General features: G+C 56.2%; 21 protein-coding genes, 2 pseudogenes and 1 riboswitch. Of the genes and pseudogenes, 10 read left to right on the plus strand and 13 right to left on the minus strand.

The genetic code is table 11. The features are described 5' to 3' along the window. Window positions 1-2 precede the first annotated feature (2 nt). The 3 genes from EBA31_RS22500 (at window position 3) to EBA31_RS22510 (ending at window position 2,625) form a co-directional block, all read left to right on the plus strand. The gene (locus EBA31_RS22500; protein WP_020828698.1) at window positions 3-1,163 is read left to right on the plus strand and encodes a glutathionylspermidine synthase family protein; all 1,161 of its coding nucleotides are present in this window, start codon (window positions 3-5) and stop codon (window positions 1,161-1,163) included. A gap of 123 nt (window positions 1,164-1,286) precedes the next feature. After that, on the plus strand, window positions 1,287-1,850 hold the full coding sequence (locus EBA31_RS22505; RefSeq protein ID WP_122080261.1) for a glucose-6-phosphate isomerase family protein: 564 nt from the start codon (window positions 1,287-1,289) through the stop codon (window positions 1,848-1,850). Then, window positions 1,843-2,625 (plus strand): glucose-6-phosphate isomerase family protein, encoded by a 783-nt coding sequence (locus EBA31_RS22510; RefSeq protein ID WP_122080262.1) that lies wholly within the window; start codon window positions 1,843-1,845, stop codon window positions 2,623-2,625. The genes EBA31_RS22505 and EBA31_RS22510 overlap by 8 nt, the downstream gene beginning before the upstream one ends. A 94-nt stretch (window positions 2,626-2,719) precedes the next feature. Here the strand turns inward: EBA31_RS22510 and EBA31_RS22515 are convergent, their stop codons facing one another. The 5 genes from EBA31_RS22515 to EBA31_RS22535 are packed head-to-tail and all read right to left on the minus strand — an operon-like array spanning window position 2,720 to window position 7,071. Then, a complete protein-coding gene (locus EBA31_RS22515; RefSeq protein ID WP_020828701.1) occupies window positions 2,720-3,541 on the minus strand; it encodes a PTS system mannose/fructose/sorbose family transporter subunit IID in 822 nt (273 codons plus the stop codon). Then, complete coding sequence (locus EBA31_RS22520; protein ID WP_122080263.1) at window positions 3,541-4,341, minus strand: PTS sugar transporter subunit IIC; 801 nt, start codon at window positions 4,339-4,341, stop codon at window positions 3,541-3,543. Before EBA31_RS22520 ends, EBA31_RS22515 begins: the two co-directional genes overlap by 1 nt. A gap of 22 nt (window positions 4,342-4,363) precedes the next feature. After that, the gene (locus EBA31_RS22525) at window positions 4,364-4,858 is read right to left on the minus strand and encodes a PTS sugar transporter subunit IIB (protein ID WP_122080264.1); all 495 of its coding nucleotides are present in this window, start codon (window positions 4,856-4,858) and stop codon (window positions 4,364-4,366) included. A gap of 9 nt (window positions 4,859-4,867) precedes the next feature. Continuing rightward, on the minus strand, window positions 4,868-5,296 hold the full coding sequence (locus EBA31_RS22530; protein WP_122080265.1) for a PTS sugar transporter subunit IIA: 429 nt from the start codon (window positions 5,294-5,296) through the stop codon (window positions 4,868-4,870). Between the two features lie 5 nt (window positions 5,297-5,301). Next, a complete protein-coding gene (locus EBA31_RS22535) occupies window positions 5,302-7,071 on the minus strand; it encodes a class I mannose-6-phosphate isomerase (protein WP_122080266.1) in 1,770 nt (589 codons plus the stop codon). A gap of 215 nt (window positions 7,072-7,286) precedes the next feature. On the opposite strand from EBA31_RS22535, the pseudogene EBA31_RS22540 reads away from it, so the two are divergent. Further along, window positions 7,287-8,311, plus strand: a pseudogene (locus EBA31_RS22540) (LacI family DNA-binding transcriptional regulator). Window positions 8,312-8,327: 16 nt separating this feature from the next. Here the strand turns inward: EBA31_RS22540 and ygiD are convergent. Then, window positions 8,328-9,110 (minus strand): 4,5-DOPA dioxygenase extradiol, encoded by a 783-nt coding sequence (gene ygiD / locus EBA31_RS22545; protein WP_122080267.1) that lies wholly within the window; start codon window positions 9,108-9,110, stop codon window positions 8,328-8,330. A gap of 206 nt (window positions 9,111-9,316) precedes the next feature. Here ygiD and zupT point away from each other — a divergent pair, with 206 nt between their 5' ends. Further along, window positions 9,317-10,084 (plus strand): zinc transporter ZupT, encoded by a 768-nt coding sequence (zupT, locus tag EBA31_RS22550; RefSeq protein WP_020828708.1) that lies wholly within the window; start codon window positions 9,317-9,319, stop codon window positions 10,082-10,084. A gap of 66 nt (window positions 10,085-10,150) precedes the next feature. On the opposite strand, the gene ribB is transcribed toward zupT, so the two are convergent. After that, window positions 10,151-10,804, minus strand: coding sequence for a 3,4-dihydroxy-2-butanone-4-phosphate synthase (gene ribB / locus EBA31_RS22555; RefSeq protein WP_020828709.1), 654 nt, complete (start codon window positions 10,802-10,804; stop codon window positions 10,151-10,153). 110 nt (window positions 10,805-10,914) lie between these two features. Continuing rightward, a riboswitch (FMN riboswitch) is annotated at window positions 10,915-11,076 on the minus strand. A gap of 145 nt (window positions 11,077-11,221) precedes the next feature. Between ribB and ubiK the strand changes: the two genes are divergently transcribed. After that, entirely contained in the window at window positions 11,222-11,500 is a 279-nt protein-coding gene (ubiK, locus tag EBA31_RS22560; protein ID WP_020828710.1) for a ubiquinone biosynthesis accessory factor UbiK, read from the plus strand. Window positions 11,501-11,528: 28 nt separating this feature from the next. On the opposite strand, the gene yjeH is transcribed toward ubiK, so the two are convergent. The 4 genes from yjeH to EBA31_RS22580 all read right to left on the minus strand — a co-directional run bounded on the left by yjeH (window position 11,529) and on the right by EBA31_RS22580 (window position 18,608). Next, entirely contained in the window at window positions 11,529-12,782 is a 1,254-nt protein-coding gene (gene yjeH, locus EBA31_RS22565; RefSeq protein ID WP_122080680.1) for an L-methionine/branched-chain amino acid transporter, read from the minus strand. 111 nt (window positions 12,783-12,893) lie between these two features. Further along, window positions 12,894-14,324 (minus strand): bifunctional D-glycero-beta-D-manno-heptose-7-phosphate kinase/D-glycero-beta-D-manno-heptose 1-phosphate adenylyltransferase HldE, encoded by a 1,431-nt coding sequence (gene hldE / locus EBA31_RS22570; protein ID WP_020828712.1) that lies wholly within the window; start codon window positions 14,322-14,324, stop codon window positions 12,894-12,896. Window positions 14,325-14,417: 93 nt separating this feature from the next. Then, complete coding sequence (gene glnE, locus EBA31_RS22575; RefSeq protein ID WP_122080268.1) at window positions 14,418-17,255, minus strand: bifunctional [glutamate--ammonia ligase]-adenylyl-L-tyrosine phosphorylase/[glutamate--ammonia-ligase] adenylyltransferase; 2,838 nt, start codon at window positions 17,253-17,255, stop codon at window positions 14,418-14,420. A 45-nt stretch (window positions 17,256-17,300) separates the two neighbouring features. Continuing rightward, window positions 17,301-18,608, minus strand: coding sequence for an inorganic triphosphatase (locus tag EBA31_RS22580; protein ID WP_048759828.1), 1,308 nt, complete (start codon window positions 18,606-18,608; stop codon window positions 17,301-17,303). A 280-nt stretch (window positions 18,609-18,888) separates the two neighbouring features. On the opposite strand from EBA31_RS22580, the gene EBA31_RS22585 reads away from it, so the two are divergent. Both EBA31_RS22585 and EBA31_RS22590 read left to right on the plus strand, forming a co-directional pair. After that, window positions 18,889-19,509 carry a TIGR04211 family SH3 domain-containing protein gene (locus EBA31_RS22585; RefSeq protein WP_020828715.1) on the plus strand — a complete coding sequence of 207 codons (621 nt, stop codon included), beginning with the start codon at window positions 18,889-18,891 and terminating at the stop codon, window positions 19,507-19,509. A 123-nt stretch (window positions 19,510-19,632) separates the two neighbouring features. After that, window positions 19,633-20,876 (plus strand): annotated as a pseudogene (locus EBA31_RS22590) (multifunctional CCA addition/repair protein). A gap of 39 nt (window positions 20,877-20,915) precedes the next feature. On the opposite strand, the gene bacA reads toward EBA31_RS22590, so the two are convergent. Further along, window positions 20,916-21,740 carry an undecaprenyl-diphosphate phosphatase gene (bacA, locus tag EBA31_RS22595; RefSeq protein WP_004948342.1) on the minus strand — a complete coding sequence of 275 codons (825 nt, stop codon included), beginning with the start codon at window positions 21,738-21,740 and terminating at the stop codon, window positions 20,916-20,918. Between the two features lie 131 nt (window positions 21,741-21,871). Continuing rightward, on the minus strand, window positions 21,872-22,231 hold the full coding sequence (folB, locus tag EBA31_RS22600) for a bifunctional dihydroneopterin aldolase/7,8-dihydroneopterin epimerase (RefSeq protein ID WP_006320572.1): 360 nt from the start codon (window positions 22,229-22,231) through the stop codon (window positions 21,872-21,874). 107 nt (window positions 22,232-22,338) lie between these two features. Here folB and plsY point away from each other — a divergent pair, with 107 nt between their 5' ends. Together plsY and fhuA are read left to right on the plus strand one after the other, a co-directional pair. Next, a complete protein-coding gene (gene plsY, locus EBA31_RS22605; protein WP_046372586.1) occupies window positions 22,339-22,977 on the plus strand; it encodes a glycerol-3-phosphate 1-O-acyltransferase PlsY in 639 nt (212 codons plus the stop codon). A 252-nt stretch (window positions 22,978-23,229) separates the two neighbouring features. Continuing rightward, a complete protein-coding gene (fhuA, locus tag EBA31_RS22610; RefSeq protein WP_122080681.1) occupies window positions 23,230-25,425 on the plus strand; it encodes a ferrichrome porin FhuA in 2,196 nt (731 codons plus the stop codon). The last annotated feature ends 71 nt before the right edge of the window (window positions 25,426-25,496 follow it).

Here is a 25,496-nt window from a genome sequence, read left to right on the forward strand (position 1 = left end):
GCATGAAACGCGTTGCGATTACCGAGCGTCCGGACTGGCGCGAAAAAGCCACCGAATTTGGCTTCCGCTTCCACACCATGTACGGCGAACCCTATTGGTGTGAGGATGCCTATTACCAATTCACGCTGGCGCAGATTGAAGAAATTGAAAACGCCACCGCTGAATTGCACCAGATGTGCCTGCAGGTGGTAGAGAAAGTGGTCAGCAGCGACGCGCTGATGACCAAGTTCCGCATCCCGAAACACACCTGGGAATTTGTGCGCAGCTCATGGCGCACCAACCAGCCTTCGCTGTATTCGCGTCTCGATCTGGCCTACGACGGCGTTAACCCGCCCAAGCTGCTGGAGAACAACGCCGATACGCCAACTTCGCTGTATGAAGCAGCCTTTTTCCAATGGCTGTGGCTGGAAGATCAGATCAATGCAGGCAACCTTAGCCCGGAATCCGATCAGTACAACAGCCTGCAGGAAAAGCTGATCGAGCGTTTCGCCGATCTGAAAGCGCACCACGGTTTTGGCCTGCTGCATATGGCCTGTTGCCAGGACAGCGAAGAAGATCGCGGGACAGTGCAGTATCTGCAAGATTGCGCGCTGGAAGCCGGCGTGCCGACCGAATTCCTGTTTATGGAAGAGATTGGCCTGGGTGAAAAAGGCCAGTTTACTGACCTGCAGAACCAGGTCATCGGTAACCTGTTCAAGCTTTATCCGTGGGAGTTCATGCTGCGCGAGATGTTTTCCACCAAGCTGGAAGACGCCGGCGTACGCTGGCTGGAGCCGGCATGGAAAAGCATCATTTCCAACAAGGCACTGCTGCCGATGCTGTGGGAAATGTTCCCGGATCATCCAAATCTGCTGGCGGCCTACTTTGCAGAAGACGAGCACCCGCAGCTTGACCACTACGTCACCAAGCCGCTGTTCTCACGCGAAGGCGCCAATATCCAGATCGTGCAGAACGGCCAGCAGGTCGCGAGCGTCGATGGCCCTTACGGCGAAGAAGGCATGATCGTGCAGCAGTTCCACCCGCTGCCCCAGTTCGAAGGCAGCTATACGCTGATCGGCAGTTGGCTGGTGGACGATCAACCCTGCGGGATCGGCCTGCGCGAAGATCGTGAACTGATCACCCAGGATCTGTCGCGTTTCTATCCGCATATCATTCTCGGCTAACGGCTCAGTTCTTGGGTAAAAAGCGCGATCTTATCGCGCTTTTTTTATACACTCCATCTGGTGATTAATCGATTAACCTTCTATACTCAAAGCGTCTGTTCTCCTCGGGCGGAGCAACCAGATATGAAACTGACGTCCATGATCCCACCGCAGGTCAACCTGGCGGACGGATGCTTTACCGCACCTGATGTTCAACGCAAATCCACGACGCTGGGCAGCCTGGCGGGGATCTTTGCCGATGCCGTGGCCTGGCAAAGCTTACCGGCGGAGCTTGCCGTCTATCAGGTTGAAATGCTGCCTTCCGTGCAGCAGGAAGGCGAGCTGTTTGTCGGCACAACTCATCTGCAACCTGGCCGGGTGGGCGACGAATTCTTTATGACCCGCGGGCATATTCACCAGCGGCCAGAACAGGCCGAGTTCTATTTTGGCCTACGGGGCCAAGGTTTGCTGTTGCTGCAACACCAGGACGGCGCTTGTACGCTGGAACAGGTTTCCCCCGGTAGCGTTCATCATATCCCCTCCTTTACTGCCCACCGTTTGATCAATACCGGCAATGACGTGCTCTCTGCGCTGGCGGTGTGGCCAACGGTCGCCGGCCACAACTACGATGCGTTGCAGCCTCAGGGTTTCAAGCTGCGGGTCTTTGCCGATGGCGATGGCTGGAAGGCGGAGGCGCAATATGAGTGACTCAATGCTGCGATTTGGGCTTGATGTCCGTATTAGCGACAGCCCGATGGGATTTGGCTATGGCAATGACGTGATTGGCCCCTTGCCGGAGATACGCACGCTGGAGCAAATCCGCCGTTCCCTGCGCGACCCTGACTGCCAGGGACCAGAGCAGGTTTATGCCATCGCGATGGACGTCGCGAAACAGCAACATTTGGCCGAATTGAAGAAACGCATGCTGTTGTTCGGCATTGTCACCTATGCCCAAGGGCAATTGGGCCAGGAGCCGATACGCAGCCAGGGACACGTACACCGTATCAGCGCGCACAGCGGTTGGTCACCGCCGGAGCTGTATGAAATCTGGCAGGGAAAGGCGATCATTTACATGCAGGAACAGGTGGAATATGAACCGGGCCGCTGCTTCGCCGTCCACGCCGGACCCGGCGAGAAAGTGCTGGTGCCGCCGGGTTGGGCCCACGCCACGATTTCTGCCGATCCTCACCAGCCGCTGACCTTCGCTGCCTGGTGCGATCGTGAATATGGCTTTGAATACGATGCCGTGCGTGAATACAAAGGACTGGCGTGGTACCCGCTATTGCAGGGCGACAATATAATCTGGCAACAGAACCCACGTTATCAATCCGGCCGGCTGCACGCCATCGGCCCACGCCAATACCATGAATTCGGTCTGAGTGATGCCCCGCTCTACTCGCAGTTTGAAACCGATCCGGCGCGCTTCCAGTTCATTTCCAAACCGGGCAGCGTAGCGGAAAAATGGCAGCGGTTTGAGCCCTAAAGATTACTGTCTAATTCAATAATAGGAAATTTCTACCCTATGAGTTTCAAGCTGCAGCCTAGGCGCCTGGCTGCAGCTTGAAAGGCGACGGGTATCAGGAGAACAAGCCGCAGGCCACCCCCGCCGCTGCCAGGGCCAACAGCCCCAACATCGCTTTCACCGGTGACAATCCCCGCTTGGCCATCAGATACCAGGTCATCAGCACCACGATCAGCGGCATCAGGTTAGGGAAAATGCCGTCCAGCATTTGCTGCAGGTGAATATTCACCCCGTCTTTGGTGATGAACTCCAGGCCGGTACCCAGTTTGACGTAGCTCGCGGCTACGCCGCCCATAACGAACACTCCCAGCAGGGAAAGCGCTTCTCGCAGGCGTGAGGACTTGCTGCTGACCAGCATTTCCACCGAGCCGGAGCCCATATGGTAGCCCTTCATAAACAGCCAGTAAGAGCCGGGAATGACGATCAGGCTGAACGCCATAATATAGAATAACGGGCCAATCACGCTGCCGCCGGCTGCCAGCGCCATACCGATGCTCAACAAAATGGGCAACAGCATGCCCGGCACCATGGAGTCGCCGATACCGGCCACCGGCCCCATCAGGCCGACCTTGAGCGTATTGATGGTTTCACCGTCGATCGGCTCGCCGTTGGCACGTTTTTCCTCCAGCCCGATCACCATGCCGTTAACAATCGCGCCCAGCTGCGGCTCGGTGTTATAGAACGAGGTGTGGCGGCGAATGGCCTCAATGCGCTGTTGTTTTTCCGGGTACAGCTTTTTCAGCGCTGGCATCATGCTCAGGCAGAAACCGTAAGATTCCAGACGTTCAAAGCTCATCGACGACAGGTTGTACATCATCCAACTGCGCCAGCAACGACGCAGGTCCTGCTTATTCAATTTTGGTGTTGGCGTATCCATCAGAATTCATCCTCATCGTCAGCCTGAGGCGCGGCCTGTGCGGCAACCACCTGCGGCTCTGGCTTATAGTTGTAGTGAATCAATGCCAGCAGCGCGCCGACAATCACCAGCGCCACCATATTCAGCTTGAGGAAAACAATGCAGATAAACCCCACCAGGAAGTAAATCAGCATGCTGTAGCTTTTGATAATCTGCTTAAGAAGAATGGCGATACCGACCGCAGGCAGAATGCCGCCGACCACGTTCATGGTAGTCAGCACCAGCGTCGGCAAGCTGTCCATAAAGGCGTTGATATAGCGCGCCCCGAAAAAGACGGCGATAAACGTCGGCACAAAGCGCAACAGGAAGTTGGTGACCTGTGGCCAGATGGCGCTGTTGAGGTAAATGCCCTGTTCATCCCCGCGTTCTACCGCCAGATCCGCACGGTGGTTCCAGTAGGAATTGAGTACCATCATGGCATTGAACAGCACGGTGCCCATGATGCCGATAGTTGCCGCCAGGGCGACGGCCACCTCGGGCCCTTTACCGGAAAGAATGCCCAGCGCAATCGCCGGGAAGGCCACAAAGTTGAGGTCGGCCGGCATCGATCCGCCCGGTGTCACCATGGCGATATAAACCGCCTGTACCGCCACACCGATGATGATGCCGGTCTGTACATCGCCGAGAATAGCCCCCACCAGCATGCCGGAGACCAGCGGACGGCTGAGAATATACCAGCCTCCGGTCAGTCCCAGCAGCCAGGGGCTGCTCAGCGCGCCGAGATAGCAAAGTATCCCGATAAGCGTCGCTTCAAACCACATAGTTCACTCCTGCCGTTCAGGCTTATTTGAGTTTCTTTTTTGCGTCCAGCCAACTGAAATGGCTGGCATCCGGGACTAAACGGAATTCGATGGCATGGCCGTGTTCGGCCAGAAAGTCGAAGGCTTCCGACTCTGTTACCGTCACGGATTGATTCGGGCCGATAGTCACCGTGTCCTTGCGGGCAGACATAGGGCCGACGTTGATTTTCTTGTTGCGATTACTGAGATCGATCCCTGCTTCCATCAGTCGGCGCAGCGTGACCGGCGATTTACCAATCACGAAGTACTGCTTGTCGCTGGCGATCACCTTCGGCAATTTTTCTATCGCCTGCTGTACGGTGAACAGCCATACCTTGGTGTCCTGCACCGCCCCTTTCATCACCGATGACAACAGCGGATCTGCCGCGACCTCATCATCAATCGCCACGATGCCGTCGCAGGGCAGCTCTTTCGCCCAGCGGGTCACCAGTTGACCGTGAATGACCCGGTCGTCGATACGTACGAATGAAATAGCCATACTCTCTCCTCAGAAATCGTCCATTTGCGCCGTCACCGCAGGACGGGCAAGCGCAATCGCCTCACCGCCCTGCGCCACCAGCTCCTGTGCCGCCAGTTGAACATCCTTTCCTTCCAGCAATTCGGCACTCATCAGCAACATCGGGAAATTCACGCCGGTCACTACCGCCATCGGCACTGGCGCATTGGGATCAAAGGCGTGACGACAGGCCACGTTGTACGGCGTACCGCACAGCATGTCGCACAGTATCAACACACCGTCAGCCCCTGCGCTCACCCGACGCAGTTCGTCGGCAAAGTCCTGCTTAAAAGCCTCGATGCCGGCGCCTTCACTCAGACCGACATGACTGGTCCCCGGCAACTCGCCGTAAACCATGCGCGCGCTGCTCAGTAACGCCTCGGCCAGCGGCCCATGAGAAGTCACAATCACTCTCAACATAATGTTTATCCCCTTACCCAGGCTTTGATGGTGCCCAGGGTTTTACCCAGGCTGCGGCCATGTGGGCTGATGCGATACGCCCCGACCGCAGCCGGGACGATGAAGGTTTCCGCGTAATGCACCACAAAGGGAGCAAAATGGCCCTCAGGGCTTTCAACCACTGCCTCTTCCCCTTCCACCAGATTCAGCACGTTCACTCGCCCTTCGGTGTGGTGCAACACCGGTTCACTGAACCAGTGACGGCGGGTTTCGATAAATTCGCGCTCGTGCAGGCCGGTTCGCTCTTCCTGCCAGCCTTGCCCTTCAGCAACCGGTTCAACGTGGTTGACCAGGTTCTCCGTTGCCCAGTCGGTGTCGCATTGCCAGTTGATCACCTGCTCACCGTGCTGCAAATGCACCGGACGCGGCAGGCCATCTAATCCCACACGGCCCCAGTCCCACAGTTTGAAGGTGAAAATGTACGGCGTAGCGCTGATCTCCAGCACCATGGTTCCCGCACCTGAACAGTGCACCGTCCCTGCCGGGATCAGGAAGTGATCGTGTTTACGCGCCGGGAAGCGGTTCACAAAACGGCGATCGTCGAACGCCTTTTCGCCTCTTTGGGCGGCCGCCAGATCGGCCATCATCGCCTGCGGATCGGTGCCGTTTTTCATCCCCAGATACACCTCGGCGTCCTGTTCTGCCGCCAGAATGTAATAGCTTTCATCCTGGGTGTAATGCATGCCGAAATGCTGTTGGATGTATTCCGTCAGCGGGTGCACCTGGAAGCTGAGGTTTTGCCCGCCGACGGTATCCAGCAGGTCAAAACGGATCGGGAATTCGGCGCCGAAACGGGCGTGTACACAATCGCCCAGCAGGGGTCTCGGGTATAACAGCACCAAATCCTGTGAGGGGATCTCAACCCGGACGTCACCAAAACGCATTAGCAGGCTGTTTTCCTCGGGCACGCAGTCAAAACACCACGCGTAGTTGGCTGCCGTCGGGTCGAGATCGAACTGTTGTTTCATCCATTGACCGCCCCAGATGCCGGGGTCAAAAAAGGGCACGACGCGGAACGGGCGTTGGGTAACCTGCTGCAAACCAGCGTGGAATGCTTCGCCGCTCACGGCCTTGGGCTCACCCGCCAGGTTGGTGTCCAACACCAGGTCCGCACGCTGCAACAACGGGGTTTTATGGCGATCAAACACCCGCCACTCCACAAAAAAGGCCCGCTTGTAACGACGCAACACGTCTTCGTCAACATTGGTTACGCCCCAGTTGCCCAGTTCGCCACGGCGAAAACGTTGCTGGATTTCCCAGCGAGCCATGTCGGCATACACCAGCACATCGCCCTCGGCGATCAACGCCGCGCCGGGCCCATAAATCACGACCAGACCACTTTCGACGCTCGCAATTTGATCGCGCAGTTGCTGCACACGCTCATCATCAAAAAACTCAGGCAGTTGATGGCATGACAGCACGCCAAAAACACGATCATCGGTTAAGTTGCGCTCAATCATCGCGTGAATATGCGATTCATCATATTTGGCAGACTCGGCGTTAATACTGCTGGCGGGCTGCAGCGGATGGATAAAATTCTCGCTCAGCTCTGCCAAATTCACCCCAGGGTAGCAATCCACCACTAACAGGGTTTTGCGTAACCCGAGGGCGGCAACCTTGCGGCTGACAGCCTCGACCACCGCCGGCCAACCTTGCCAGGCGGCATGATCAAATCCCTGAACCGCCACTTCCGGGTGTTTGTCATAGCTTGTTGCGTTGCGCTGTTGCTCTGTCATATCCTTCTGCCTATGCACTGAATAGATAGAAAAAGATTAATCGATTAACCCCATAACAAACAGGCTGATTAACGAGATTAACCTCATATAACGGATAATAACCTGCTAAAAAGCTTATAAATCGCGATCGTCGTCACACTCTATTTAACGGAATTACACAGAAAAAGGTTAATCGATATACCTTGATGTAAAAGCCAGTATCGACAGGAGATGAAATGAGCACCATAACCTTGGCGGATGTCGCCGCATACGCAAAAGTCTCCACCGCTACGGTTTCGATGGTATTGCGCAACCGTGGCCGCATATCGGATGAAACACGCAAGCGTGTGCTGAGCGCCATCGATCATCTGGGCTACGTTTACAATCAGACCGCGGCAAACCTGCGCAATCGCAGCAGCAATCAGGTCGGCCTGCTGCTACATGACATCACCAATCCTTTTTACGCCGAGATGACCGCCGGGCTGAGCCAGGAAATGGAACGCCATCAACTGATGCTGTTTCTGGCCAACAGCGAAGAATCGGCCGACAGGCAACAAAAATTTGTCGACTCGCTGCTGCAAAACAGCGCCAGCGGCATGGTGCTGTGTGCCGCCCGACAAACGCCGAGCCTGTTTTTTGAAACGCTGAAACGCCGCAAGATCCCGGCCATCATGGTGGTCAGGCCGGTGGCTGATGCGCACTTTGACTTTGTCGGCACAGATAACTTCCTTGGCACACAGTTGGCAACCCAGCATCTGTTGGATCTTGGCCATCGCAATATCGCTTTCATCGGAGGATCCATCAACTCCACCACCCGCGCGCAGCGGTTGGGGGTTACACCAGCAAGCTGCTGGAACGGGGGATTGTGGTCAAGGGCGAATGGATCGTCGACAGCGAGGCCAGCCAAAGCTCCGGCGCAAAAACTGCAGAGCAGTTGCTGATGGCCCATCCGGAAATCACGGCGGCGTTATGCTATCAGGACATTGTCGCGTTGGGTGTGATGCAGACATTACGCAAACTCGAGCGCCAGATTGGCCGTGATTTCGCGTTGATAGGATTTGATGATATTACCGAAGCGTCGCTGGTGCAGCCGGGTTTGACCACCGTATCGGTGGCCTCCCGCGAGATCGGCCGCAAGGCGGGGGAACTGCTGTATAGCCGCATTCAAGGCAATGATGAACCGCCCAAACGCATCATCCTGCCGCCTTCGCTGGTGATCCGCCAATCCTGCGGCTTTGCCGATCAATCTACGCCAGCCTGAGGCCGGCGTAGAGCCTTTAGCCAACCTGCACCGACAGCATACTCAGTGCGCTCATCTCGATGCCCTCCACCGGAAGGGTTATCGCCTCTTTGCCGTCCCAACTGCCCAGTACGTATAACAGCGGCAGGTAGTGTTCCGGCGTCGGGTTAGACAGCGCTGCGCCTTCGTGCTGCATAAAATTGACCAACGGGTGGTTATCCCCCTGATAATTCAGGTTATCACGCACAAACCGGTCAAACGAAGTGGCCCACGGATAAGGGGTGGCGTCCCCCTGCCATTTTACCATCCGCAGGTTATGCACCACGTTGCCGCTGGCAACGATCATCACCCCCTGGTCACGCAACACCGCCAGTTTACGGCCCAGTTCATAATGGTATTCCGCCGGTTTGGTGCCGTCGATGCTGAGCTGCACGATCGGAATATCCGCCTCGGGATACATTTTGATCAACACGCCCCAGGTGCCGTGGTCCAGGCCCCATTCGCTGTCGTCTGCCGTGAAAGTAATCGGCGCCAACACTTGCTGGATCTGCGCCGCCAGCGCAGGGGATCCTGGCGCCGGATACCGGGTATCGAACAGCGCCTGCGGAAAACCGCCAAAGTCATGGATGGTTCTTGGTTTTTCCATCGCAGTCACCGCGGTGCCACGGGTGTACCAGTGAGCAGAAACGGCAATGATGGCCTTCGGGCGCGGCAGCGTTTCACCCAGATGACGCCAGGCCTGGGTATAGCGGTTTTCTTCCAGCGCGTTCATCGGGCTACCGTGGCCGAGAAAAAGTGCAGGCATACGAGAGCTGTTCATACAAGATCCTTGGTCAGTCGCAAACATGATGGGGACTAGACTACGCCGTTTGCCACGGCGACACAGCCGGATAACCGTGATGATGATCTTCAATAAATTTGAACGGTTAAAACGATAGAAACAATCAGCCAAATCCACTCGATTTATGCCTTTACTCTGTTAGTATCAGAAAATAAACGATAATTTCAGCATATAAGGAGACGACCATGTCCGTACCGCTGCTCCTGACCTTGCTGGCCGGCGGCGCCACCTTTGTCGGCGCCCTGTTCGGCATTATTGGCCAGAAGCCTTCCAACCGAATGCTGGCTTTTGCTCTTGGATTTGCCGCCGGGATTATGCTGCTGATATCGCTGATGGAAATGCTGCCCGCGGCGCTGCACACCGTCGGCATGTCGCCGATGATGGGTTACGGCATGTTCATGCTTGGGCTGCTGGGGTATTTCGCGCTGGACCGCATGCTGCCGCACCAGCACCCGCAGGATCTGATGCAGCAACCGCTGAAACCGCACAACCTGAAGCGCACCGCGGTGCTGTTGACGCTGGGCATCAGCCTGCACAACTTCCCGGAAGGCATCGCTACCTTCGTCACCGCCAGCGCCGACCTGGAACTGGGCATGGGCATTGCGTTGGCCGTGGCTATCCACAATATTCCTGAAGGTCTGGCGGTGGCTGGCCCGGTGTATGCCGCAACCGGCTCCAAGACCAAAGCCCTGCTGTGGTCCGGTATTTCCGGCATGGCGGAGATTCTCGGCGGCGTATTGGCGTTCCTGCTGCTTGGCCCGATGATTTCGCCGGTGGTAATGGCGTCGATTATGGCGGCGGTTGCCGGCATCATGGTGGCGCTGTCGGTTGATGAACTGATGCCGTTGGCGAAAGAAATCGATCCGCACAATAACCCGAGCTACGGCGTGCTGTGTGGGATGGCGGTGATGGGATTCAGCCTGACGCTGTTGCAAAGCGGCGGCATAGGTTAACGGTTTTCAGCCACAAAAAAAGCCGCATTACGCGGCTTTTTTCATCGTCAGAAAGTCAGTTCGTTATCAGCTGGCTTTCTTTTCGTGAGCCTGGCGGTAAGCCACCAGATCTTCGATGGTCAATACGGTCATATCATGCTGTTTGGCAAACACGATCACTTCCGGCGCATGCGCCATGCTGCCATCGTCGTTAGTCAGTTCACACAGCACACCGGCAGGTTTGAAACCGGCCATAGAGACCAGATCGATAGTCGCTTCAGTGTGACCACGACGGCTCAGCACGCCACCTGGCTGCGCGCGCAGCGGGAAAACGTGCCCAGGACGATTCAGATCGCTTGGCTTGGCGTTATCGGCCACGGCCGCACGGATAGTGGTCAGGCGATCGGAAGCGGACACGCCGGTGGTCACGCCCTGCGCCGCTTCGATAGTCACGGTGAAGGCCGTCTGGAACTGGCTGGAGTTGTTGGTCACCATCATCGGCAGTTCGAGCTGCTGACGACGTTCTTCGGTGAGACACAGACACACAATACCGCTGCCGTGGCGAATGGTCAGTGCCATCTGCTCAACGGTCATGGTTTCTGCGGCGAAGATCATATCACCTTCGTTTTCACGATTTTCATCATCGAGCACCATTACACCGCGGCCATTGCGCAATGCTTCAATAGCTCGCTCTACGCGTTCTACCGGCGTGCCGAAATCTGAAAGTAGGGTCTGATTCATGGTAAAAAACCTCATTAAAAAATTATGGATTACCAGAACCAGGGCGATCTTGAGGAGTAGCTAGCAATAGCTAAAAAAATAACGCAAGCGGGCGCAAACCCGGCAGATACCGTTACTCTCTCCCATCCGGACTATAACCGTCGGCCCCGGAATTACACCGGATCTGCTGACCTCTAACCAAGCTGCAAGAGACTGGCTGAGCGCTCGCGGGCTTTCACCGTAGAAGGTGATTTACCGCCGGTGGGGACTTGCACCCCGCCCTGAGAATAAGCTTCTCGACTATAACGCTAATGATTAATCAGGGCAATTGGCAAAAGCACAATTCGGCCAATCACAGGGAATGCGGTTATTAGTTTATCCGGCGGGCAACTCGCATTACACTAGACGACAGCTATTAAACTCTGAAAGGGATACGCCATGATTGACCCGAAAAAAATTGAACAGATCGCACGCCAGGTGCATGAATCCATGCCTAAAGGCGTACGTGAATTCGGGGAAGACGTTGAGAAGAAAATCCGTCAGGTGCTGCAGTCGCAGCTTACCCGTCTGGATTTGGTCAACCGCGAAGAGTTCGACGTTCAGACACAGGTGCTGCTGCGCACCCGTGAAAAGCTGGCGTTGCTGGAACAGCGCATGAACGAGTTGGAAAGCAAGCTTAACGCAGCACCAGCCACACAACAGCCAGACGCAGAATAGTTACCGCTAAGGGCGCGGCATCGCGCCCTTACTGCCGTTTTAGCGCCGCCTTCGGCCTGCGCGGCAACACCAGCCAAATCAACGCGAACATCCCCAGCGCATACAGGCTTTTCCAGCCGATAATGACCATCAGCAGCAAACACAGCCCCAGCCCTACCGCCGCCATTAACCGCGAACGTCCGTGCAAAATTCGACAGCCCGCCAGCATACACAGCAGGTAAATCAGCACAAAGATGCCATTGGCATACACCAACAGCATATCCAACGGCAGTTTCAGCGTATAAATCAGCAGGGTAAACAGCAGGCAACAGCCCACCACCGCGCTTAATGCATTGACCGGTGCCTGTCCGGCGGACAGTTTAGCCAACGCGCTGGCTGGCCGATCCTGCGCCTGCGACCACACCAGCCGGGCGAAGCTTTGGGTATAGATATTCACGCTGGCAAAGCAAGCCAGATAACCTATGACGCAGGCTACCCACAACGCATGTTGCCCAAACAGTTGCACCACGATACCCGGCAACGACGCGGCCGCCGCCTGATGTTCACCGTACGCGTGAAAGTGCAACACCTCCACGGTACAACCCCAGTACACCGCCCCGGCGACCAGCAGGCCAAACAGCAGGGCACGCGGGAAATCGCGCTCAGGGTTGCGGAACTCGGTTGCCAGATGCGCAAAGGCTTCCAAACCGACAAAGCACCAGAACATCACCGCCAACGCGTGAAACAAATTAGGGGGAGATATTTCGTCGAGTGCTGGCCAGGGGATTTGAGCAGGAGAGATGCCGCCACGCCACCAAATTGCGGCGACCAGCGCCACCACCAGCATGGCGATCAGCGTTTGAATATTGGCGCTGGAACCGGCGCTGCGCGTGCCCAGCAGCCAAATCACCATCAGCGTGGCTATTTGCACCAGCAGCAGGCCATTGGCGTTCCAGCCGAACGCGGCCTGCCAAAAACCGGCGGCTATCTGTAATGCCGCAGGCAGGCCCACCGGGATCACCGACAAAAACAGCCAGCCGGTCACTTTTGCCATACGCGGGCCAAAAGCCAGACCGACAAAATGCGCGGCACCACCGGCGCTGGGGAAATGCCGGCCCAGAGCAGCAAAAGCGATGGCAATCGGGAACACCAGCGCAATCAATACCGGCCAGGCCCAAAGGCTATCGCCCTGCGCCACCTGGGCCGCCAGCGCAGGAACGGCGAACACCCCCGTTCCCAGCAATGAAGTGGACAATAGCCCAACGCCCTGCGCCAAACTCAATTCCTGCTTCAGTCCACTCACTGCCACCGCCGTTTTATCCGCCATAGTTCAAGTTGCATCCGCGTCGGCTGCTTTTACTCACCCGATTACCGCCTTGATACCACTCGAATTATTTAGGCTAAAAAGAGTCTGTTAGCCACGCCCGTCTTTGATTGCCTTGATAATATTGGTGGTCGACAGGCCGTCTTCAAAGTTCAGCACCTTGACGTCGCCGCCGTTGGCCCAAACCTCGGCGCTGCCGGCAATATCTTCAGGTTTGTAGTCGCCGCCTTTCACCAGCAGATCCGGCAGGATATCGGCGATCAGGCGTTGCGGCGTGTCTTCTTCGAATGCCACAACCCAATCCACCGCTTCCAACGCCCCCAATACGATCATGCGGTTTTCCAGCGCGTTGACCGGACGGGTCTCGCCTTTCAGGCGCTTGGTGGAAGCGTCGCTGTTGACCGCCACAATCAGGCGGTCGCCCAGTTTGCGGGCATTCGCCAGATAGGAAACGTGACCGGCATGCAGAATGTCGAAGATACCGTTGGTCATCACCACTTTTTCACCGCGCTGACGTGCTTGCGCCACGGCGGTTTTCAGCTGGGCTTCGGTCATGACGCCAAAGCCGGTTTCGGCACGGCCACGCACCGCGTTTTCCAGCTCGATCGGGGAAACGGTAGAGGTCCCCAGTTTGCCCACAACCACGCCGGCGGCGGCATTGGCCAGGAAACAGGACTCTTCCAAGGTGTTACCGGCGGCCAACGCGGCAGCCAGCACGCCAATCACGGTATCGCCAGCACCGGTAACGTCAAACACTTCCTGCGCCTGGGTTGGCAGGTGCAGTGGCGGAACGCCCAATTGCAGCAACGTCATGCCGTGTTCGGAACGGGTGACCAGCAGCGCGGAGAGCTCAAAGTCCGCCACCAGCTTCATGCCGCGTTCGACCAGCTCGGCTTCGTCTTTGCAGTGCCCTACGACCGCTTCGAACTCAGACAGGTTGGGCGTCAGCAGCGTCGCGCCGCGATAGCGCTCAAAATCGGAACCCTTTGGATCGATCAGCACCGGCACCTTGGCGGCCCGCGCCAGTTGGATCATGCTCTGTACCTGGCTCAGCGCGCCTTTGGCGTAGTCAGACAGCACCAGCGCACCAATTTGCGGCAGCGCCTGCTGGATGCGTTCCAGCATGGGTTGCGAATCGACGTTGGAGAACCCTTCTTCGAAGTCGAGACGGATCAGTTGCTGGTTGCGTGACAGCACGCGCAGCTTGGTGATGGTCGGATGCGTCGGTACCGAAACGAAATCACAGCGCACGTTCACTTCGTTCAGCTTGGCGCTCAGTGCACGCGCCGCGTCATCAATACCGGTCAAGCCCACCAGGCGTGAGTTGGCACCCAGCGAAGCGATATTCATCGCCACGTTTGCTGCACCGCCGGGACGCTCTTCAATGGTTTCAACCTTGACCACCGGCACCGGCGCTTCCGGTGAAATACGGCTGGTCGGCCCATACCAATAGCGATCCAACATGACGTCACCCACCACCAATACCCCGGCGCGGCGAAAATCAGGCAGTGTAACTTTCATCCGATAACTCCAAAAAAGTACAAAATTTTAGTGGCGCAGATATTACCACAGACGTCTGTAATAGCTGCAAAACGTATTGCGCAACCGGCCTGCCTAACCCAGCCACTTCGCCCAACTGGTGCGAACCTGTTCACGCTCGGCGGCAAATTGCCCCTTGGCGACCTTGCCGGAATGCTCCTGCAACGCCAGGTGGTGAATTTCATCGCGCATGGTGACGTAGGCCTGAGTGAGCGCCTGCGCCTCTTCTTCCGGCATGATGCCGTAATTGGCCATCAACTCGAAAATGCGTACGTTATCAGACCAACGCGTCAGACGGGGCTCGGTGCTTGCATAGCCTAAGACCAGATACTGGGCAATAAATTCGATATCGGTGATACCGCCCTCGTCGGCTTTGATATCAAAGAGTTCACGCTGCTTGTTGCCGAGGTGATTACGCATTTTCTCGCGCATCTCGCGTACCTCCAGCCGCAGCGTTTCGCCGTCGCGTGGTTTGCACAAGATCTCATGGCGGATCGCGTCAAACTGCTGATGCAGCGCCGGATCGCCATGGACGATACGCGCCCGCACCAGTGCCTGGTGCTCCCAGGTCCAGGCCTCGTTCTGCTGATAATCGGCAAAGGCTTCAACCGTGCTGACCAACATGCCTGCTGCGCCCGAAGGCCGCAGGCGAGCGTCCACCTCGTACAAAATGCCGGAGGAGGTGCGGGTACTGAACAGGTGCATGACGCGCTGCGCCAAACGCAGATAAAACTGACGGCCGTCGATGCAGCGATCGCCGTCGGTCATCACGTCCGGTGGACAATCCAGAATAAACACCAGATCAAGATCGGAACTGTAGCCCAGCTCCCAACCGCCCAGTTTTCCGTAGCCAATCACGGCAAAACCGCGCCCTTCCCGCTCCTGCAAATGGGTCGGTTGACCATAGCGCGCCACCATGTCGTTCCACGCTTGCTGCACCACCGCATCGATAATGGCCTCGGCCAGATAGGTGAGGTGATCGCTCACTTTCATCACCGGCAGCGCCCCAGAGATATCCCCGGCTGCGATGCGTAATTGCTGCGCCTGTTTGAATTGACGCAATGCCTCAAGTTTCTGCTCTTCGTCATCTTCCGGTACCCGCAACAGGTACTGGCGCAGTTCGCTGCGGTAAGCATCCGGGGCCACCGGCTGATACAGCGTCGCCGGATCCAGCAGTTCGTCCAGCAACAGCGGATAGCGCGACAGCTGGTTGGCGACCATCGGCGAAGCGGCGCACAGGCGAATCAGATGGCTGAGCGCAGCGTGGTATTCCACCAGCAGCTCAAGGTAGGTGGTACGCGTTACGATGCTCAACAGCAGCTGGGTCAACCGCAGCAGCGCCGTCGGCGCATCCTGACGCGGACACACTTCCGCCAGCAGACGCGGCATCAATTGATCAAGCACATCGCGACCGCGCGGGCCGATAGTGCGTTTGTCGACGTCGTGACGAAACTCGGCGATGGTACGCAACATCTGCCGGCGCGCTTCTTCATCCAGATGTGGCGTCAACGGCGCCAGTTCGTGTTCTTCCAGTGCATCCTGCCACAGGCTGTGGTAGTGCTGATAATCGGGATCTTCGCCCACATCGGGGCTATCGTCGCCAATCAGGTCGTTAAATACCGCTCTGACCGCCTGCATATGCTCGTCCAGCGCCGCGAGCAGCGTCGACCAGTCGTCGAACCCCATGCCCCAGGCCAAACGGGCCTGATCGAGCTCATCTTGTGGCAGCGTCTGCGTTTGTTGGTCGGCAATGGCCTGCAGCAGGTTTTCCAGCCGGCGCAGGAACAAGTAGCTGGCGCTCATCGCCTGTACCTGCTGCGGCTCCAGCAACCCCAGTTCCCCCACCGCCTGCAGCGTGGGCAGCAGCGATCGCCCCTGCAGTGCCGGCTCTCGCCCGCCGCGGATCAATTGGAATACCTGAGTGATAAATTCAATTTCGCGGATGCCGCCGGCACCCAGCTTGATGTTGTCTTTCAGCCCACGCCGCCGCACTTCGCGGGCAATCATGCCTTTCATATTGCGCAGCGACTGGATCACACTGAAATCGATATAGCGACGGAAAACGAACGGCCGCAGGGTTTTGCGCAACTCTTCGCTGTAGGCGTCTTCCGAACCGCCCATCAGCCGCGCTTTCACCATCGCGTAACGTTCCCAGTCGCGCCCCTGCTCCTGGTAATAGTCCTCCAGGGCGGCGAAGCTCATGACCAGCGGACCACTGTCGCCGAAGGGCCGCAGCCGCATATCCACACGATAAACAAAGCCGTCGATGGTTTGCTGATCCAGTGCCTTGATCAGCCGCTGCCCCAGACGGGTAAAGAACTGCGCGTTATCCAACTCGCGCCGTCCTCCCTGGGTCTGACCGTTTTCCGGGTAGGCAAAAATCAGGTCTATATCGGACGAGAAGTTCAGCTCGCCGCCGCCCAGTTTCCCCATGCCGAGGATCAGCAACGGCTGGGGTACGCCCTGGGCGTTGCACGGGGTGCCCCACTCACGGCAGCAAGTTTGATACAGCCAGTCGCGAGCGCTGACGATCAGCGTTTCCGCCAGCCCGCTCAGCTGCAACAGCGTCTCTTGCGTGCTGCACAGATTCTGCGCTTGCGCCCAGGCGATCCTCACCAGCGTCTCGCGGCGGAACAGACGTAACGCGCGCATCAGTTGCGCTTCGTCGCGCACATCTTCCAGCGTGTCTTGCAACCAGGCGGCGTAATGTTGCCACTCGTCCGCGACCGGTGGCTGTTTGCGCAACGTCTCCAGCCATTGCGGCTGACTGAGCAACATGTCGCAGACAAAATCGCTCGACGCCAAAACCCGCTGTTCCTGGCTGCTGAGCACGCAGTCCGCGCCCTGAGTTTCCTGAAAACGCTGCACGATGCTCTGTGCCTGAACCTGTAACCTGCTCGAGAGTGGCAACATAGTGAAGGATCCGTTCTGCGGCCTGCGCCTCGCAGGCCAGCTTTATTAGCGGAGCGCGCCGTTTAACCAGAATGGCGCATGCGATAAGGCCTGCTTGCGGCTGGATTCGTACCAGCCTTGACGACGTTCGGCCAGCGCCTGCTGCAGTTCGCGCCAGCTTTCGATATAAGGACCGGTTTCGTCATCGGGATAAGCACCGGACAGCAGGATAAATGCCGACACCTGACGGGTCAGGCGCGGCAGCTGTTCCTCGTATTCATCCTCGTTCAACGTGCGCGTGAAGGCCTCTTTCAACTCGGCCGCGCTGCGCCCCAGCATAATGTCGCTGAAACGTTTGAATGAACCGTCGAGCTTGGTTTGCGCCTTGGCGTCGATAAAGGGTTTCCAGGCGCCGGTCACCAACCATGATGTGAGCGCTAACTTACACTGCAGGTATTCTGCGCTGTAACACAACACCTGCGGCTGAGTGCTCTTATCAATCAACAGCGGCTCCAGTGCGGTCAGGCGGGCGCGTAGATCGGCGCTGGCTTTGCGTGGTACCAGACCACCGAAGATCACCAGTGCCTGACGGATCAGCGCAATCGCCTCCATAACCGAGCGACGGGCCTGGGTATCACCGCGCAGCCACAGCTCTTCGTGATACTGCCAGTGGCTCAGGCCCAGTTCGAAGCTGGCAACCATACCCTGTTCTACGCTGGATTTGGCCGCAGGCTTCAATACCGCCAGCGGGCGGCGCTCACGCGGAGCATTGCCCTGCGCCAGATGATAGCCGCGCGCCGCTTTGCTCAGGTTGCCCTGACGCAGGCCGCCGTGCATCGCCAATTCGTTGGCGAGCGCCAGCAGATCGTCGGTATTACCCGTTTTAAGCTCCAGCTCAATCTCGCACAGCGCTTCACTCAGCTCACCGGCGCTGACCTCGCCCTGGTCAAGCCCAACCTCAATCTCGCTCTTACCGTAAGTGACCACCCACTTCTCACGCACGAAGTCGGTGCGGAACAGGGGCTGCAACGCCTGCTGCAGCGCGTCGACATCACAGCCTTGCGGCCAGATATCCGCCGGGAACCGTTCCAACGCCAGCTCCGGCGTGGTGATAGCCACATTATATTCCGGGCGCTGATGCAAACCCGCCACCACCTTACCGGCGGTTTTGATGGTCATTTCATAACTGTCGTCGAAGCCGCGGATACGCAGCCCCATATCCTGACTGCGCAGGAAATTATCGGCGGTTTCGAAGTAGATATTGGTCAGTTTTTGCGGCGCAGAATGCTGATGAGGCCAGGCAGCCAACTGCTGCGGCAAAGCGGCAACCGCATCCGGGGTAGCAATAAATTTCAGTTCTATTTCAACGGTCATAAGTCTTTTACACCAATAAGTTACGCATTCGCGTCAGCCTTCACGGCGGCGGGCCTCACCTGCCACGCTCTGCCCGATGACGCACAGTTGCCGTTATCTTACCGCGATTCCCTGCACCTTAACCCTGCTAACTGCAGAAAAAACCTGTTACGTTATAAAACACTGCGCAACTCACAGAATCTGCCACAGTAAGATAGTTCTCATTCCGGTTTTTGCGTTGCGTCGTCAGACTGAACGCTCTACTATCGTTCCCATAAATTCACACAGAAACGATGAACTAATGCAGAAATTACGCCTAATTTGCCTTGCCGTGCTGAGCTTCAGCATCACTTGGGGCGCCCATGCCGAAGATAAACGCTATATCTCCGATGAATTGAATACTTACGTCCATAGCGGCCCGGGTAATCAGTACCGTATCGTCGGTACCCTGAACGCCGGTGAAGAAGTCACCCTGTTGAGCGTAAATGACAGCACCAACTATGGCCAGATCCGCGATGCGAAAGGCCGCACGACCTGGATCCCTCTCAATCAGCTGAGCCAGACGCCAAGCCTGCGCACCCAAGTGCCGGCGCTGGAGCAACAGGTAAAAACCCTGACCGACAAGCTGGCCAACATCGACAACAGCTGGAACCAGCGCACGGCAGAAATGCAGCAGAAAGTGGCCGGCAGCGACAGCACCATCAGCGGTCTGCAGCAGGAAAACCAGGATCTGAAAAATCAGCTGGTGGTCGCACAGAAAAAGGTTAACGCGGTTAATCTGCAGCTCGACGACAAACAGCGCACCATTATCCTGCAGTGGTTCATGTACGGCGGTGGCGTAGCCGGCGTAGGCCTGCTGCTTGGCTTGTTGTTGCCACACCTGATCCCGCGGCGCAAAAGCAACAACCGCTGGATGAACTGATTTCAGTCTCCTTCTGTTTGAGATCGGGCGCCTGCGGGGCGCCCTTTTTATTGGCTGCGGCACCGCCCGGCTAATTGAGGTAATCTGGTCAGCAGAGCCTTAAGATAAATTCAGGAGTTAACAGTGAAGACTTACCTGGTCGGCGGCGCCGTCCGCGACAGCCTGCTTGAGATACCGGTATTCGACCGCGACTGGGTGGTGGTGGGCGCCGCGCCGTCAGAGCTGATCGCGCTGGGATATCAACAGGTCGGTAAAGACTTCCCGGTGTTTCTTAATCCCAAGACCCATGAAGAATATGCGCTGGCGCGCACCGAGCGGAAATCCGGCCAGGGCTATACCGGTTTTACCTGTTACGCCGCGCCGGACGTGACGTTGGAACAGGATCTGCAGCGCCGGGATCTGACCATCAACGCCATCGCCCGCAGCGCCGACGGGGAGTTAATCGATCCTTTCAACGGCGTGGCCGACCTGCAAGCGCGGGTGTTACGCCATGTATCTGAAGCTTTTGGTGAAGATCCGTTACGCGTGCTGCGCGTGGCGCGCTTTGCCGCCCGCTTCGCTCATCTGGGTTTTACCGTCGCCCCGGAAACCGCGGAGTTGATGCGTCAGATGGCGAACAGCGGCGAACTGGCGGCGCTGACCCCGGAACGGGTCTGGAAAGAAACCGAGAAGGCGCTGCAGAGCCAAAGCCCGCAGGTCTATTTCCAGGTGCTGCGCGACTGCGAGGCGCTCAGCGTACTGTTCCCGGAGATCGATGCTTTATTTGGCGTTCCGGCCCCGCCAAGTGGCACCCGGAGATCGACACCGGCATTCACACGCTGATGACGCTGGCTATTGCCGCCCAACTCAGCCCCGAGGTCGACGTGCGCTTTTCGGCGCTGTGCCATGATTTGGGTAAAGGGCAGACGCCAAAAGAGCTGTGGCCTCACCACCACGGCCATGGGCCTGCCGGTGTTGTGCTGGTAGAGGCCTTATGTCAGCGGTTGCGCGTCCCCAACCCGGTACGCGACCTGGCCAAACTGGTGGCCGAGTATCACGACCTGATCCACACCGTTAACAAACTGCGCCCGGAGACCCTGTTGAAACTGTTTGATGCGGTCGATGTCTGGCGCAAGCCTCAGCGGCTGGAGCAGATGATCCTCACCAGCGAAGCCGATGCTCGCGGCCGTACCGGATTTGAAAACAATCCCTACCCGCAGGGTGACTATCTGCGCCAGGCGTTTCAGGTGGCGAATGCCGTCTCGGTAAAAGAAGTGGTGGCCAGCGGCCTGCAAGGGCTGGCGATCCGCGATGAGCTCAAACGCCGTCGTCAACAGGCGTTGGCCGACTGGAAACAAACCCAGGATATTCTGAAAGACCAGGCATAAAAAAACCCCGCAGCGCGGGGTTTTTAATTGGCATGCCGCTTACATGAAGACCATGTAAACCACGGCGGCAACGATAAAACGATAGATGGCGAACGGCACAAACGAAATGCGTTTGATCAGCGACAGGAAGGTTTTTATCGCGATCAGCGCTACGACGAAAGCGGTAGCAAAACCGACGGCGAACATCGGTAAATCGCCCATCGTCAGGAAGTGCAGGCTCTTGTACAAGTCCAGCCCGCTGGCACCGATCATCATCGGCACCGCCAGAATGAAGGAGAACTCGGAGGCCGCATAACGGTTCACGCCCACCAGCATACCGCCGGCAATGGTCGAACCTGAACGGGAAAAGCCCGGCCACAGCGCCAGACACTGGAAGCAACCAATCATAAACGCCTGGCGGTAGGTGATGTCATCCAGCCCTTCAGCGCTCGGTTTTTTCGGCTTCAGCCATTCCGCCGCCAGCAACAGGAAACCACCGACCACCAACGCATACATCACGTTTTTCGGTGCGAACAGCGATTTGATGAAATCATGGAGCAACAGTCCCAGCACTACTGCGGGGATCATCGCCAGCAGGATATGGCCCAGTTTCAACCGGCCCGCCGTTTTGCCTTCATGCTCAACCGGCTTACCGCCGAAATGAATGCCGATCAGCCCGAACAGACGGCGCCAGAACATCACCACCACCGCAAGAATCGACCCCAACTGAATGATCACTTCAAAGGTTTTGGCCTTATCGCCGGTAAAACCCAGCCACTCGCCAACGATGATCATGTGCCCGGTAGAAGATACCGGCAAAAATTCAGTTAACCCTTCAACCACCCCAAGAACAAACGCAATAAACAGTGAATGCATGTCCGCCATGTGCTTCGATCACCCCATAAATTTACGGCTATAAACATAAAAAAGCGGCAGTGCTCAATACATTGCCGCTAAAACAATTCTCAGGTTCAGACCAGGTTAACGGCCTTTAGTTGCACCTGTATGACAGAACATCACACCGGACGGGTACCACGCTCAATAATCACCCCAACCCGGCTGGCATGTGCAACAGCGCCCGGTTTGCTGACCTTAATACGGACCCAGGGGGAATTGAAGCGCTGGAGCAATATTTCAGATATTTCCTCTGCCACCCGCTCCACCAACGCAAAGCGATTTGGCTCCACGTGCTGGATGATGGCTTCACTGATATCGGCATAGCTCAGACAGTCGTTCACGTCGTCGCTGGCAGCTGCCTGGCGGTTGTCCCAGCCCATTTCGATATCGAACACCAGCTTCTGGCGAATGTTTTGTTCCCAGTCATAAACGCCAATGGTGGTGATTACGGTAAGTTCTTCTATAAATACGATATCCATCACGTCATTCTCTGTTTTTGGCCTTGCCGGATACCACTTCCAGCGGAATATGCGTATTATCCCTTTATGTTGCGAGTAAAACGACCCTTATTAAACGGAACCGCGTTATGAGTGCTACCGCGCTTGGCATGATTATCTTCGCGTATCTGTGTGGCTCAATTTCCAGTGCGATCCTGGTTTGTCGGATCGCCAGGCTGCCCGATCCGCGTGAACATGGCTCAGGGAATCCAGGGGCTACCAACGTCCTGCGCATCGGCGGTCGCCTGGCGGCGGCGGCGGTGCTGGTTTTCGATATTCTCAAAGGAATGCTGCCGGTCTGGCTGGCATACAAGCTTAATGTCCCGCCGCTGTACCTGGGGCTGACGGCAATTGCCGCCTGCGTTGGGCACATCTATCCGGTGTTCTTCCATTTCCGTGGCGGCAAGGGCGTGGCAACGGCATTTGGTGCCATAGCACCGATAGGCTGGGATCTGACCGGTCTGATGACCGGTACCTGGTTGCTGACCGTGTTGCTCAGCGGTTACTCTTCGCTGGGCGCGATTGTCAGCGCGCTGATTGCCCCCTTCTACGTTTGGTGGTTCAAACCGCAGTTCACCTTCCCGGTAGCCATGCTGTCATGCCTGATCCTGATGCGGCACCACGACAACATTCAGCGCCTTTGGCGTGGGCAGGAAGGAAAAATTTGGGGCAAATTCCGCAAGAAAAAGCCTGAAGCGGTTGAGCAGGAAACCAAAAAAGAAGAGTAATTCATAACGCCAGGGGCAGGTCAGCCTGCCCCGAATTAGCCCGGGTTCTGTTCCCCTCGTTGCCCGTTTTTTTGAGTTATCACTCTATCGTCGTGAATATATTGCGTTTTCCCGCTAGGGTAACGCCTCTGCTGTAATAATATCCCTCTTTCAAAATCGCATGAATTGCCAAATGGCCCCATCGCTAATGATTATCATTAGCGACAATTAAATATTGTCATTCCCTAAAGATGGATCATCAATAAAATGCCTATGAAGACTATTCGGCGCCTGATAATAAAACAGCCTAACCTTTTTATGCTGCTGGCAGGAATATGTACCAGTTCATTGGCTTATGCCGCAGGGGAAAACGAAAGTGTCATTACCGTTTACGGCGAGGGAAATACGGCAGAAGAAGCCATAGGATCCAATGGAACCTATGCCGCCAAACAAAGCGTTACGGCAACAAAAACCAGCACCCCATTAATCAAAACTCCTCAGTCTATTTCCGTTATTGCGCAAGAAGAATTACAAACCAAACGCCCAGCCACCATTAAAAATGCGCTCAACTATACGCCGGGTGTAATGACAGGCAACAGCGGCAGTTCGAGCATATTTGATAGCGTCATGATCCGGGGATTCAATAACGTCAGCCAGAATATCTATTTGGACGGTTTGAAATTACAAGGGGATATGTATGCCGACAGCAAAGTGGATCCGTATTTTTTACAGCGGGTAGAAGTTTTGCGCGGTCCGGCCTCGGTGCTGTATGGCAAAAGTAACCCCGGCGGCGTTATTTCCAGCGTCAGCAAGCGTCCACAAAAGCAGCCATTGCATGAATTACAACTGCAGGCCGGCAACCATCACGAATGGAAAACCCAATTCGATTTCAGCGACGCTCTTGATGATGAAGAAGCATTGGCTTACCGCTTAACCGGTAATTATTACGAAGCGCACAGCCAGCAAAAGGGCGAGCGCGAAAAACGCTATGCCATTGCGCCTTCTTTGCTTTGGCAGCCGTCGGATAAAACCTCGCTGTTGTTTCAGCTGTCTTTGCAAAACGAACCACGCACCGGTTATTACGGCTGGCTGCCGAGCGAAGGAACTTTGACTTCCGGCGAATTCGGCAAATTGTCTCCTTCGTTTAACGAGGGCGAGCCCAGCTATAACCGTTTCGAACGCCAGCAGCGCACGGTGGGCTATCAGCTTGATCATGCCTTCAACGATACCTGGTCCTTCCATCAGGCCGTCCGCTATCAGCATACCAAGGTCAACTGGCGCAGCATCTATGGCAACGGCCTGTGCAACCCAATGACCTGCATGGGAGTGGCACCCCAGCAATACGGCACCACCTTGTCCCGCGCAACCATGGTCAGCGACGAGAGATTGAATGGGTTAACAACGGATACCCGGCTGGAAGGGAAATTGAACGCCGGCAGTTGGCGCCACACCCTGTTGATGGGGATCGACTATTCGCAGCTGCGCAACGATCTGCAAAACAAGATGGGCTCTGCCGCGCCGCTCAATCTGGTGAACCCGCAGTATGGCAACCATGATGTGCTTTATTTTGGCGACACCCATACGATTAACAAAAACCACCAGTTAGGCACTTATCTGCAGGATCAGGCCGAATGGCAGAACTGGGTATTCACGCTGGGCGGCCGCTTTGACCACAGCGTCGTAAAAACCCATGAAAGCAGTAATATGACGGGCGCGGAATCTTCATCCAGCATCACGGACAATGAATTCACCTGGCGTGGCGGCGTTAACTATGTCTTCAATAACGGCATCGCACCTTACGTGAGCTATAGCGAGTCATTTGAACCCAATAGCGGCAACAGTTTATCAGGCCAGGCTTTCAAACCTTCCCGAGGGAAGCAATATGAAGCAGGGATTAAATTCATCCCTGATAACGCACCGGTTTCTGCCTCTATCGCCGCATTCCAACTGACCAAAGACAATAATTTACGCCGTGATGCCCTTAACCCTTATTACAATGTGCAGGAAGGCAAAATCCGCTCTCGCGGGATTGAAATTGAAGGTAAGGCCGCACTCACTTATAACCTTAATTTAATCGCAAGCTATACCTATACCCATGCAGAGTTCCGCGATAACTCCGGTAATAATGGCCATACTCCAGCCATGGTGCCTAAACATATGGCTAATTTGTGGACCGATTACACCTTTAATCAAGGCTGGCTAAATGGGCTGAGCCTCGGCGGTGGTGCACGTTATGTGTCAAGCACCCCGGGTGACGATGGGAATAATTTCAAAGTCCCGAGCTATACGGTTTTTGATACCGCCATAAAATATCAACTGGATGATATCCCCGGACTGGAAAACGCAGAAATTGCTTTAAACGTAAATAATCTTTTTGATAAGCACTATGTTTCCTCTTGCTTTACCAACAATACCTGTTCATGGGGTGCGGAACGGCAAATCCTCACCACATTAACATTGCATTGGTAATAACAAATATTACAGTCCTATTCTTCCGAAATTATATTGAGCTACATGTCGTGCTTTAATTATGGCGTTTG

Source organism: Serratia sp. P2ACOL2, from assembly GCF_003691565.1.
Taxonomy (GTDB): Bacteria; Pseudomonadota; Gammaproteobacteria; order Enterobacterales; family Enterobacteriaceae; genus Serratia; species Serratia liquefaciens.